7 protein-coding genes are annotated in these 13,113 nt (G+C 60.6%); 4 read left to right on the top strand and 3 right to left on the bottom strand.

Going from position 1 to position 13,113, the window contains the following annotated elements; translation table 11 throughout:
• Window positions 1-82: 82 nt before the first annotated feature.
• The 3 genes from JKL48_RS19110 to rhaT form a co-directional block, all read right to left on the bottom strand.
• The gene (locus JKL48_RS19110; RefSeq protein ID WP_201986047.1) at window positions 83-1,600 is read right to left on the bottom strand and encodes a RagB/SusD family nutrient uptake outer membrane protein; all 1,518 of its coding nucleotides are present in this window, start codon (window positions 1,598-1,600) and stop codon (window positions 83-85) included.
• Between the two features lie 32 nt (window positions 1,601-1,632).
• Entirely contained in the window at window positions 1,633-4,761 is a 3,129-nt protein-coding gene (locus JKL48_RS19105; protein ID WP_201986044.1) for a SusC/RagA family TonB-linked outer membrane protein, read from the bottom strand.
• A 408-nt stretch (window positions 4,762-5,169) separates the two neighbouring features.
• Window positions 5,170-6,252, bottom strand: coding sequence for an L-rhamnose/proton symporter RhaT (gene rhaT / locus JKL48_RS19100; RefSeq protein ID WP_201986035.1), 1,083 nt, complete (start codon window positions 6,250-6,252; stop codon window positions 5,170-5,172).
• A 325-nt stretch (window positions 6,253-6,577) separates the two neighbouring features.
• Here rhaT and JKL48_RS19095 point away from each other — a divergent pair, with 325 nt between their 5' ends.
• The 4 genes from JKL48_RS19095 (at window position 6,578) to JKL48_RS19080 (ending at window position 12,938) form a co-directional block, all read left to right on the top strand.
• On the top strand, window positions 6,578-8,686 hold the full coding sequence (locus JKL48_RS19095) for a bifunctional aldolase/short-chain dehydrogenase (RefSeq protein ID WP_201986028.1): 2,109 nt from the start codon (window positions 6,578-6,580) through the stop codon (window positions 8,684-8,686).
• A gap of 278 nt (window positions 8,687-8,964) precedes the next feature.
• Complete coding sequence (locus tag JKL48_RS19090) at window positions 8,965-10,008, top strand: GntR family transcriptional regulator (protein ID WP_236668915.1); 1,044 nt, start codon at window positions 8,965-8,967, stop codon at window positions 10,006-10,008.
• A 255-nt stretch (window positions 10,009-10,263) separates the two neighbouring features.
• Window positions 10,264-11,544 carry a TIM barrel protein gene (locus tag JKL48_RS19085; RefSeq protein WP_201986027.1) on the top strand — a complete coding sequence of 427 codons (1,281 nt, stop codon included), beginning with the start codon at window positions 10,264-10,266 and terminating at the stop codon, window positions 11,542-11,544.
• Entirely contained in the window at window positions 11,541-12,938 is a 1,398-nt protein-coding gene (locus JKL48_RS19080; protein ID WP_201986026.1) for an FGGY-family carbohydrate kinase, read from the top strand. The genes JKL48_RS19085 and JKL48_RS19080 overlap by 4 nt, the downstream gene beginning before the upstream one ends.
• The last annotated feature ends 175 nt before the right edge of the window (window positions 12,939-13,113 follow it).

The raw sequence follows: 13,113 nt of genomic DNA, 5'->3' as shown, positions 1-13,113 counted from the left end.
ATGGTTACTCTTGCGGTAAAGATGCTTCGACTGCGCTCAGCATGACGTTTTTTTGCTACAACCTCAGTTAAAAGCCGGCGGCTTAGTTGTAGCCGGGGTTCTGCTGCCAGAAGCCGGGGTTGATGCGCAGCTCCAGCAGCGGAATGGGGAACAGCAGGTCGTGGTCGTCGAGCTGGCGGGCGGTGAGCGGGGTGGTCAGGCGCTTGTAGGCCGTCATCACCGAAATGGCTTTGCCGGTGCGCACCAGGTCGAACCAGCGAATGCCTTCGGCGGCAAACTCGTACTTGCGCTCCTTCAGAATGGCGTCGATGAAGGCCGTCGCATTGGCCGTTTCGGGCGAGGTGGTGGTGTAGGCGGCGATGCCCGAGCGGGTCCGAATCTGATTCACCAACGACAGCGCCAGCGGCTGCACCGAGTTGCTTTCGTAGGTCAGCACTTCGGCGTACATCAGCATCACGTCTTCGAAGCGGATGATGGGAAAGTTGTTGGAATAGTCGCGGTTGTTTTGGGGCGCGGTGGTGCCTTTTTCCAGGAACTTGGTGAACTGGGCGCGGGTGGTCGTAATTGCGCCGGTGGTGGGGTTCACGTACACGGTGTCGAGGGTGGCGCGGCGGCGCAGGTCGCGCATGGGCCAGTTCTTGCCCAGGAAGTCGGGGCTGGGCGTAATGTCGGTCTGGCTGGGCGCGAAGGGCGACCACCACGACGGAAACACGCTGCCCTGGTCCCACGGAATGGTGCTGCCCAGGCCCACGCCGCCCGAGGCGTACTGAATTTCAAACACCGCGTACTTGTTGTCGTTCACGGTTTTGAAGAGGTCGGCGAAGTTGGCGGCCATCGAGAAGGTGGTAGTGCCGGCGGCGGCGTACACGTCCATCAGCTGCTGCTTGGCCAGCGGCAGGGCGCTGGCGTCGCGCAGCGGGTAGCCGTACATGGTGAGGTACACGCGGGCCAGCATGGCCTTGGCGGCCCATTTGGTGGCGCGCCCCTTGTCGGTGCTGCTGTAGGAAGCCGGCAGGTTGTCGGCGGCAAACTTCAGGTCATCGACGATGAGCTTGTACACATCGGCAATGGGCGAGCGAGGCACAGTCTTCGACTCTTCAATGCCCAGCACGTGGTCCACGATGGGCAGTGGGCCCCAGTAGCGCACCAGGTCGAAGTAGGCATAGGCGCGCAGGAACCGGGCTTCGCCCTTGAACTGGTTGACGCGGGCAAAGCTAAACGGCTGAATTTTTTCCAGCAGGATGTTGGAGCGGTACACCACCTCGAACAGGTCGGTCCAGGTGGTCTGGAGCTGGCTCAGCTGCGAGGTAGCCGTGAAGTTGCTGATGTCGCTGAAGTCGCGCTGCACCGTCTGCACCTGCGCGTTGATGTTGTCGGAGCGAAACTCCGACATGTTCCAGTTCGAGCTTTGCGGAAACGACAGGGCGCCGTTGTAGATGGCGATTACGCCCTGGTTCACCTGCGACTCGTCCTTGTAGAACTCGTCGGCCGTGTTGTTGGCCACGGGCGGAATGTAGAGGTCTTTCTCATTGCAGGCCGTGGCCAGCACCGTGCCCAGGCCCAGCGTGGCGGCGCACGCGAAAAGTTTAAATGCGTTCATCGGAATGTCGGTTTAAAGGGATGGGAAGGCGCTTATATCGACAGGTTGAAGCCGAACGTGTAGGTTTTGGCCTGCGGGTAGCTGCCGTTGTCGTAGCCGCCGGCCTGCAGGGCCTCGGGCGAGTAGCCGCCGGTGTAGTTGTGCCAGATGTAAGCGTTTTCGAGCGCGAAATACACGCGGGCCCCGGAGTAGAAGCGCTTGGTGGGCAGGGTGTAGCCGAGGGTGATGTTCTTCACGCGGAGGTAGTCGGAGCTATACAGCCAGCGCGAGTCGAAGTAGGCACCGGTGGTGGCGCTGATGGACGGCGTCATGCCGTCGCCGGGGCTGTCGGGCGAGCGCCAGCGGTTATTCCAGTTGGTGGCGTGGTTGTAGAGGTAGCCCATGCCCGGCCGGTCGATGGAGCGACCGATGAGCGAATACAAATTGCCGCCCTGCTGGGCGTTCACCAGCACGCTCAGGTCGAAGTTTTTGTAGCGGAAGTTGTTGCTCACGCCGAAGGTGAACTTGGGGTTCGGGTTGCCGATGATGGTGCGGTCGTCGTTGGTGATAACGCCGTCGCCGTTCACGTCGCGGTACTTGCTGTCCCCCACCCGCGAGCCGGCCATTTTGGGGCCCGCGTCCAGCTCGGCCTGGTTCTTATACACGCCAATGGCGTCGTAGAGGTAGAAGGAGTTGATGGGCACGCCCACCTGCAGCAGGCTGGTCAGGCTCTGGAAACCGCCGGGCACGGGGGTGTCGTCGTAGCCCAGCTTGGTCACCTTGTTGTCGTTGTAGGAAGCGTTGAACGAGGTACTCCACTCGAAAGCGCCCACCAGGTTGCGCGAGTTCAGGCCCAGTTCCACGCCCACGTTGCGCACGTTGCCAATGTTTTGCAGGCTGCGCGTGAAACCCGTGATGGACGACACCGGCACCGTGTAGAGCAGGTCGGAGGTATTTTTGATGTAGTAATCCGCCGTCACCGACAGGCGGCTGTTGAGCACGCTGAAGTCGAGGCCGTAGTTCCAGCTGGCCGTCTGCTCCCAGCCCAGCACGTCGTTCTGGAAGTTGCTGGGGCTGTAGCCGGTGGTGGGCGTTTGGTTGGTGCCCAGCGGATAGTTGTTCACGCCGAGCACGGCAAACTGCGAGTTGCTCGGAATGCGGTTGTTGCCCGTCACGCCGTAGCTGGCCCGGAATTTCAGGTCCGAGATGGCCGATACGCCGGCCATGAACTCTTCGCCCGATACGCGCCAGCCCACGCTCACGGCCGGGAAGTAGCCAAACGGCCGGTTGTTGCCAAATTTCGAAGAGCCGTCGCGGCGCAAGCTGGCCGACAGCAGGTACTTCTGCTTGTAGTCGTACTGCGCCCGGGTGAAGTAGGACAGCAGCAGGTCCTTCACCGGTACGGCGATGTTGTTCTGGTTGGTGGTCGAGTTGGCCCGGTCGAACAGGTAAGTCCAGTCATTGGGCAGCTGGGTGTTTTCCTGCTGCGACCGGTCTTCCTGGGTGCGCTCGGCCGAGTAGCCCAGGATGGTGTTCAGGTGGTGGTCGCCAAAGGCGCGGGTGTAGTTCAGCACGCTCTGGAAGAGGTAGCGCTGGTTGAAGGTCTGGTAGTAGCGCGAGCGGCTCAGGGCGCCCTCATTGGTAGCATTGTACCAGGTCACGACCGTGCTGGTGGGGTAAAACTGCTGGTCCTGGTAGTAGCCGTTGTCGAGCGCGCCCAGCAGTTGCAGTTGCAGTCCCTTGTAGAGGTCCAGGTTCAGGCCCATGTTGGCGTTGAGGCGGGTGCGGGTGCCGCTCACGTCGCTACGCTCCATCACCGCCACGGGGCTGATGTAGTTGCCCGAGTAGTTGTAGCTGCGGTAGGGCTGCGCGCCCACGTAGTTGCCGGCCTCTTTGGGCCCCACGGGGGGCATCTGGGCGGCGTTCAGCGCTTGCGCGCCGGTGCCGTCCACGCGGCCCAGGCTGGCCCACTCCATGCTGGGCGCCAGAGTCATAAACAGCTTGATGCCCTTCTTAATCTGGGCATCGAAGTTGGCGCGTAGCGTGGCGCGCTTCAGGTTGGTGCCCAGCACCACGCCGTCCTGGTCCAGATACGAGCCGTTGATGTTATACGTCACGTTGTCGGTACCGCCCGACACGCCCACGGTGTATTGCTGCATTTTGGCTTTCCGAAACAGCGCATTCTGCCAGTCGGTGTAGGCTAGGCTGTCCTGGCCGTATTGCCATTTGGGGTCGTAAGTGTAGCGAATGACGTTGGTGCTACTCGGCGGCACGCCGTTCACGGTCAGGCGCTGCAGGCGCGTGGCGCGGGAGTCTTCCGGCTTGTTCAACGCCGGATTCTGGGCCACCCAGTCGAGGTCAATACCCTCTTTGCGCATCTGAATCCAATCTTCGGGCGACTGCACGCTCAGCTTGCTTTCCACCTTCTGCACGCCCGTGAAGCCCGAAAACTGCAGCTTGGCCGCGCCTTTCCGGCCGCGCTTGGTGGTCACGAGCACCACACCGTTGGAACCGCGCGAGCCGTAGATGGCGGCCGAAGCGGCGTCTTTCAGCACCTCAATGTTGGCCACGTCGGTGGGGTTGATGCCGCGCAGGTTGTCGACCGGCACACCGTCCACCACATACAGCGGCTCGTTCGAGGCGTTGATGGAAGCCGCGCCGCGCACCCGGATTTGCAGGTCGGCGCCGGGTTCGCCCGAGGGCGTTTGCACGTACACGCCGGGCATCTGGCCTACCAGCGCGTTTTCGATGCGGTTCACGGGCCGCTCCTCAATCTCCTTGGCGGTAATGCCCGTCACGGCGCCGGTCACGTTGCCGGCCTTCTGGGTGCCGTAGCCCACCACCACTACCTCGTCGAGGCCCTTGGTGTCGGGGCTCAGCGTAGGGCTGATGGTGGTTTGGCCGTTGATGGCCACTTCCTGGGTGGCGTAGCCCACAAAGGAAAACACCAGCGTGCCGCCCTCATTGGGCACTTGCAGCGTGTAGGTGCCGTCGGGGCCGGTGCCGGTGCCGGTGGTGGTGCCTTTCAGCAGCACCGTCACGCCGGGCAGGGATTCTTTGGTGTCGGCGGTGTTCACTTTGCCGCTCACGGTTCTCGTTTGGGTTTGGGCCAGTGCAGCCGGCGCATACAGCGCCGCCAGCACCAGCAGCAGAAGGCGGGTCAGCTGGTATATTTTGCTCATGGAAAGGATGATTGGTGGGTTTTGAATACGAGGGAGCCACCTGTGAGTGAGGGCTTCCTTAGGTTCTGACAAAGCACGAGCTTCCCACCGCCCACACTCACCTGTGCTCTCCTGAATTTGCTGATTCTTATACTATTTTCCCCTCTTTTCTACAGCATTCAAGCCCTATAAATGAAGAGCCAGCCCTTCACCAAAGAAGTATTTTGCTTGATTATCAACCGCTATTTCCACCCCAATGCCGAGGCTGATGAAAGCTATAATTTTTTGCCGATTTTTATTCGACCCGGCTGCCCAAAAACGAGTAATTCCCCACCACTCCAACATGCCGGACAAGAGCCATTTACAAACGGCAGGCCCCTCCGACAAGTGTTGTCGGAGGGGCCTGCCGTTTGTAAATGGCCGAACGGTTTATTCGTTGACAACGGCCGTTTCCTGCGCTGCCTGGCTGTGCTCCGGCGACCCTAGGTAGTTGCCATAGCCTACTACTACGGTAGAGAGCACCACGGCAATAATGCCCAGCGTAACGGTACGCATGGTGGTCCGGTTGGCGCCGCGCCACTCGTGCAGCACCAGGCCCCACATGCTGCTGAAGGCAATGATGAAGGCCATGTGCAGCGTCCAGCCCGAGAAGCGGTAGGCGCCCATCTGGCTGTCGCCCATGCCGTAGAAGAAAAATTGGAAGTACCACGTGGTGCCGGCCAGCGCGCAGAACAGAATGTTGCGCAGGGCCGGGTACGAGGGGTTCAGGTAGTCGGTATAGGTCTTGTTTTTAAGGTTGAGGTAGAGGCACCAGATGGCGTTGGTGGTGAGGCCGCCGGCCAGAATGATGACCAGAATGGCGTTGTTCACAAACAGCGGGTTGGTGCCGTTGGCTTCGGCCAGCTTGGCAATGGGCTGCCCGGCCGTGAGGCCGAACGAGAAGCAGGCGCTCATGATGCCCGAGAACACGGCTACCAGCAGCCCTTTTTTCAGGTCGAACTCGGCAATGGATTCCTGCTTCTGCTCGGTGGTCAGCGTCTTTTCTTTCAGCAGGCCCGCCCGGCCGCAGATGAGAATGCCCAGCACACACACGCCCAAGCCCAGGATAATGTACCGGCCCGACGGCGTGGCCAGCAGCGCGCCCATCTTGCCTTCGTAAATGGGAGGAACCAGCGTGCCAAACACGGCGCACAGCCCCAGCGTGACGGCCATTCCCAGCGACAAGCCCAGATACCGCATGGCCAGGCCAAACGTGAGCCCGCCCGTGCCCCAGAGTATGCCCCAGAAATACGCCCAGGCAATGGTCGAATTATCGGCCTGATGCAGCACTTCGAACAAGTGCGGCACGGTGAGGTAGCCCAGAATCCAGGGCGCCAACAGCCACGATACGATGCCGCCCACCAGCCAGTAGCTTTCCCAGGCCCAGCCGTTTATTTTCTTGTACGGCAGGTAGAAACTACCGGAAGCGAAGCCGCCCAGCGCATGAAGGATAACTCCCCAGATAACAGCCATAGTTACGTCGATTTTAGGCAAAGCTGCCCGGTAAGTGAGTCCAAACCCTCCTGTGCTCTCCTGACCGCGAAATAACAGCGAAAGCGCCGCCCGGACGACGTAGGGGCGGGGCCTGCCCCCGCCCGGGCGCTCGCGCCGTCTTAACGATTCCGTTCAACGACGGGCGGGGGCAGGCCCCGCCCCTACATCGTTCAGCAGAGAGTATAACATTTTATTTACCTCCGAAGCAGGAGAGTGCAGGATGTTGACCGCCCCGGCCACCGGGCACCTTTGTACCATCGCAAACCTATTTCGAATTCCGGTTAACGCATCTGCACCATCTCTCATGGAAAAAACCCTCACTTTCCAGCACGTCAGCTACCTCTGGGACGAAGCCAAAGCCGCCGAGCTGGCCGGCGACGAAGTAGCCCTTTTCCTCTACCGCTCCAACCTGCTCGGCGCCGACCTGCGCCTGACCAACTACGCCGGCGGCAACACCAGCTGCAAAATCACTGAAACCAACCCCGTGACCGGCGAAGCCGCCGAAGTAATGTGGGTGAAAGGCTCGGGCGGCGACATCGGCACCCTGACCCGCTCGGGCTGCGCCAACCTTTACGTAGAAAAGCTGCACCAGCTGAAAAACCGCTACCGCGGCCTCGAATTTGAAGACGAAATGGTAGGCCTGTTTGAATACTGCCTCTTCGACCCCAAGTGCGCCACGCCCAGCATCGACACCCCGCTGCACGGCCTGCTGCCCTTCAAGCACATCGACCACCTGCACCCCGATGCCCTGATTGCCATTGCGGCCAGCAAGGACGGCGAGCAGATTATGCACGAAATCTGGGGCGATACCATGGGCTGGCTGCCCTGGCAGAAGCCGGGTTTCGACCTTGGTTTGCAACTCGAGAAAATCGTGGCCGACAACCCCGGCCTGCGCGGCGTCATCCTCGGCGGCCACGGCCTGTTCACCTGGGGCGACACCTCGTACGAGTCGTACATCAACACCCTGGAGGTAATTGAGCAGGCCGCCACCTACCTCGAAGCCAACTACGGCAAGAAAGCCCCGGTTTTCGGCGGCGTGAAGCGCGAGCAAACCCTCGACGCCGCCGGCCGCCGCAACGCCGCCGCCGCCGTGATGCCCGTGCTGCGCGGCCTAGCCAGCAGCCAGCGCCGCATGCTGGGCCACTACACCGACGATGCCCGCGTCCTCGAATTCGTGAACTCGCACGACCTGGCCCGCCTCGCCGCCAAAGGCACCTCCTGCCCCGACCACTTCCTGCGCACCAAAATCCGCCCGCTCGTACTCGACGCCGACGTGATGAACGGTGACGCCGCCAGCGTAAAAACCTACTTGGAAGCCCAATTCGAAGCTTACCGCGCCGACTACGCCGCCTACTACGAGCGCAGCAAGCACCCCAACTCGCCCGCCATACGCGACGCCAACCCGGTTATCATCCTGTGGCCCGGCGTGGGCTTGTTCTCCTTCTCAAAAGACAAGCAGACCGCCCGCGTCGCCGCCGAGTTCTACACCAACGCCATCAACGTGATGCGCGGCGCCGAAGCCGTGAGCACCTATCAGGGCCTGCCCGAGCAGGAAGCCTTCAACATCGAATACTGGCTGCTGGAAGAAGCCAAGCTCCAGCGCATGGCTCCGCCCAAAGCCCTGTCAGGCAAAATCGCCTATGTCACCGGCGGCACCGGCGGCATCGGCAAAGCCATCTGCGAGGAGCTGCTGAAGTTCGGCGCCTGCGTGGTAGCCGTGGACCGCGACCGCCTTGAAGAAACCCAGGCCGACCTGCGCAAGCAATTCGGCAAGGACAGCGCCATCACCGCGCCCATCGAAGTAACCAGCGCCGAGAGCATCGCCGAGTCTTTGAAAGCCGGCATCCTCCAATTCGGCGGCGTCGACATCATCGTGAACTGCGCCGGCCTGTCGATTTCCAAGCCGCTGGCCGACACTACCCAGGCCGACTGGGACATCCTGAATGATGTGCTGGTGAAGGGCCAGTTCCTGGTGAGCCAAGCCGCTGTGGCCATCATCCGCCAGCAGGCCCTGGGCGGTGATATTGTGAACATTGCCAGCAAAAACGGCCTCGTTTCGGGCCCCAACAACGTAGCCTACGGCACGGCCAAAGCCGCCCAGCTGCACATGAGCCGCCTGCTGGCGGCGGAACTGGGCGGCGACAAAATCCGCGTCAACACCGTGAACCCGGACGCCGTATTGCGCGGCTCGAAAATCTGGGAAAGTGGCTGGGCAGCCGGCCGCGCCAAGGCCTATGGCATCTCCATCGAAGAGCTGCCGGCCTACTACGCCAAGCGCACCCTGCTGGGCGAAGAGCTGCTGTCGGAAGACATTGCCAAAGCCGTGCGCGTGTTCGTAGACGGCTCGCTGAGCAAGTCGACCGGCAACGTGCTCAACGTAGACGGCGGCGTGGCCATGGCCTTCGTGCGCTAACCTGTTGGCTGCTTGACGAATAATTAGAACGTCATGCAGAGCGTAGCGAAGCATCTTTACCGCAGTAGTAATTGATTTACTGTTGAGGTAAAGATGCTTCGCTACGCTCTGCATGACGTTCTTGTTTGTTAGGGCCGCCCCTCTATTCCCCACCTATCCACTGGCATTGCGGAAAAGGCTACATTTGGGTAACGCCTCGCGTTTTTCCCCTCTCCCACTTTTCTCTTTGCGCTGCTGAATTTCGCCGCTTCCAACCGGGTTTTCCTAAGTAGAAAAGCATGAAATCGCACGACTTGCCCTCCACCTCCGGGATGTATCAACTTCAACTAAAGCCCCTCGATAAAACGCCGAAGTACAAGCAGATTGTGCAGTCGGTCATCATGGATATCGAGCGCGGCGTGCTGAAAAACGGCGACCACCTGCCCAGCATCAGCGAGCTGAGCGTGGAGCACTACCTAGCCCGCGACACCGTGGAAAAGGCCTACCGCGAACTGCGCGAGCGGGGGTTCATCACGTCGGTGCAGGGCAAGGGCTACTACGTGGAAGCCAGCGACACCTCGAAACTGAAGATTCTGCTGGTCTTCAACAAGCTCAGCTCCTACAAAAAAATCATCTACTACGCCTTTCTCGAAACCCTTGGCGACCGCGCCACCGTCGACCTGCAGATTCACCATTATAACGTGAATCTGTTTCAGGAAATCATCGAGAAGAACCTCGGCAAGTACAACTATTACGTGGTGATGCCGCACTTCGCGCTGAACAGCGACAAGGCCCAGTCGCGGGCCGTGCTGAACACCATTCCCAGCCAGGAGCTGGTGCTGCTCGACAAGGACATTCCTGAGCTAACCCACGACTGCCTGCGCGTATTTCAGGACTTCGATAAGGACATTTTCAACGCCCTGGAAAGCTCCGAAGACCTGCTTGAAAAGTACTCCCGCCTGGTGCTGGTGCTGCCTTCCGACGCCAACCACCCGGAGGAGTTGCCCTGGGGCTTCCGCTCCTTCTGCCTGATGCGCAATAAAGAGTTTGCCGTGGTGGAAAACGCCATGAACGAGGTAGTGCAGGCCGGAACCGCTTACGTGGTTATCCGCGAAACCGACTTGGTAGAATTGGTGAAGAAAATCCGCCAGACCAGCTACCTGCTGGGCCGCGAAGTCGGCATCATTTCCTTCAACGAAACGCCCCTCAAAGAACTGCTGAACATGACGGTGATTACCACCGACTTCGAAGCCATGGGCAAAACCGCCGCCACGCTGCTGCTGGAGAAGCAGCGCGTGAAGGTGAAGAACCCGTTTTACACGATTCGGCGGGGGTCGTTGTAGGGCAAGCAGACGAGGAAAGAACGTCATGCCGAGCGCAGCCGAGGCATCTCGCGTGTAGCAGTAATCATAATCGTTAGGCGATTGAGTTGCTACCACAAGCGAGATGCCTCGGCTGCGCTCGGCATGACGTTCTGATAATTAACCCGCTCAAATTTTCCGTCGCCAAAAACAGGAGAGCCCAGAACAGTTCGCCCTCACAGAAACGGGTAATTTGTATCTACCCATTCAACACCGGACATTATTCCCTCGCCAACTATGTTCTCTGACCAACGCCTAGCCGAACTCAACCAGCCGCTGCTGGCCGACCATAAAACGAATTTCCAGCACCTCGCCGAGTCGCCGGGCTTGCGCCATGCCGATGTAGCGGCGGTGGTTAAAAAGCTGATTGATTTTCAGGTGGCGATTCCGAGCTGGGCGCTGGGCACGGGCGGCACCCGTTTCGGCCGTTTCGCAGCTGGCGGCGAGCCCGCGACGCTGGAAGACAAAATCAGCGATGTGGGCATTCTGCAAGCGCTGAACCGCTCGTCGAACTCCATCTCACTGCACATTCCGTGGGATATTCCACAGGACATTCCCGGCCTGCAACAGCTGCTGAAGGAAAAAGGCCTGGTGATTGACTCGGTGAACTCCAACACCTTCCAGGACCAGAAAGACCAGCCGCAGTCCTACAAGTTCGGCTCGCTCAGCCACACCGACAAGGCCGTGCGCGAGCAGGCCATTCAGCACAATATCGACTGCGTGCGCTACGGCAAGCAGCTCGACGCCAAGACGCTGACCATCTGGCTGGCCGATGGCTCCAACTTCCCGGGCCAGTCGCACCTGCGCCGCGCGTTTCTGCGGACGCAGGAGTCGCTGGCGTCCATCTACGAGGCGATGCCTTCCGACTGGACCATGCTGGTGGAGTACAAGCCCTACGAGCCCAACTTCTACTCGATGGTGATTCCCGACTGGGGCACTTCGCTGGCGCTGTGCCAGGCGCTGGGCCAGCAGGCGCAGGTGCTGGTTGATTTGGGCCACCACTTGCCCAACACGAATATCGAACAGATTGTGGGCCGTCTGCGGCAGTTTGGCCGCCTCGGGGGCTTCCACTTCAACGGCTCAATGTACGGCGACGACGACCTGACCACCGGCAGCATCAAGCCATTCCAGCTGTTCCTGATTTTCAACGAGCTGGTAGACGCCGCCCTCGATAAATCGGTGCCCGCCGAGGCCGTAGCTTACATGATTGACGCCAGCCACAACGTGAAAGACCCGCTGGAGGACCTCCTGCAATCGGTCGAAAACATCCTCTCGGCCTACGCCAAAGCCCTTTTGGTGGACCGCGAAGCCCTCGCCGAAGCCCAAGACGCCAACGACGTGGTGCGCGCCGAGGAAATCCTGCGCGACGCCTTCCTCACCGACGTGCGCCCGTTGGTTTCGGAAGCCTACCTGCGCAGCGGCGGCGCCATCCGGCCCCTCGCGGCCTTCCGCGCCGAGGGCGTGCGCGAGAAACTTATCCAGCAACGCGGCAAGCACAGCGTATCGACCGGGCTATGAATCCAGGCATCAAGAAAACTGTTTACGCCGTTTTCGACATTGGCAAGACCAATAAGAAGCTGATTCTCTTTGATGAGGACCAGCAGATTATCAACGAGGAGCTGCACGTGTGCACCGATGTGCTCGATGACGACGGCTTCGTGTGCGACCACCTGCCCCGCCTCACGGAGTGGGTGCTCGACCACTGGAAGCAGCTGCGCCACCACCCGCACTACACCGTGAAGGGCGTGAATTTCACGGCCTATGGCGCCAGCTGGGTGCACCTCGGCGCCGACGGCCAGCCCCTGCTGCCGCTCTACAACTACCTCAAGCCCATGCCGGCTGATATCGAGGCCAAGTTCTACGCCGAACTCAGCCAGTCGCCGGAAGAATTCGCGGCCGACACCTGTTCGCCGCGGCTGGGGCTGCTGAATTCGGGCCTGCAGCTTTATTGGCTGAAATACGCCAAACCGGAGAAATACGCCCAGATTCACACCTCGCTGCACCTGCCGAACTACCTCTCTTACTTGATTTCGGGCGAGAAATTCAGCGACTTCACGTCCATCGGCTGCCACACTGCCCTGTGGGACTACAAGCGCGGCGACTACCACGAGTGGGTGTACCGCGAGGGCATCGACGAGAAGCTGGCACCCCTCACCCGCGATTCCATCGCTTCGGTGGTGGACGGCATCATGGTGGGCGTGGGCTTGCACGACAGCACTTCGGCCGTGATGCCCTACTTGGCCGAGAATGATGAGCCCTTCGTGCTGGTTTCCACCGGCACCTGGTCGGTCACCATCAACCCTTTCAACAGCAACGCCCTGACGCCGGAGCTGCTGCGCCGCGACTGCCTCAGCTTCATGACGCCCCGGGGCGAGGCTACCCGCGCCGCCCGCGTGTTCCTGGGCCGCGAGCACGACTTTCAAGTGGAGCGCATTGCCGCCCACTTCCACGTCAAGCCCGATTTCTACCGCTCCATCGTGCTGGCCCGGCCGTACGATGAGGCGTCGGCCGGCTTCCGCCCCGCCTGCATGGCCGGCACCGGCCCCTTCCCCGACCAACCGGCCGAGGAGTGGGACTTGAGCGGCTTCCGCACCGCCTCGGATGCCTACCAGCACCTCATGCACGGGCTGATTAATATTCTGCTCGAATCCATCCATCTGGTGTGGCAGGGTGAGAAAACCATCTTCGTCGATGGCGGTTTCGCTCGTAATCCGCTCTTCATGCAAACGCTGAGCTGGAACTTCCCGAAGGCGGAAATCCGCACGCTGGAGGTGCCGCAGGCAACTGCTTTAGGTGCTTTGGTGCACCTGGAGCAGGGCGAGGCGCTGAAGAAAACGCAGCCGCTGTTTACCGATGATGAGGACATGCCTACCGCCCTGCGCGGCGATGCCGTGCCCGTGAACAAACATTAAAACGATGTAGAGACGCGTATTCGCGTCGCGTCGTTGTTGAACGAACCCCGAACGTCATGCCGAGCGTAGCCGAGGCATCTCGCTTGTGGTAGTAACTCAATCGTCAGAAAAAGATTAGTGGTGGCACGCGAGATGCCTCGGCTACGCTCGGCATGACGTTCTACTACTTCAAGCT

Source organism: Hymenobacter rubidus (genome assembly GCF_016734815.1).
Taxonomy (GTDB): Bacteria; Bacteroidota; Bacteroidia; order Cytophagales; family Hymenobacteraceae; genus Hymenobacter; species Hymenobacter rubidus.
The sequence above is the reverse complement of the archived record's forward strand: the minus strand, read 5'-3'. Positions and strand labels throughout refer to the sequence as shown.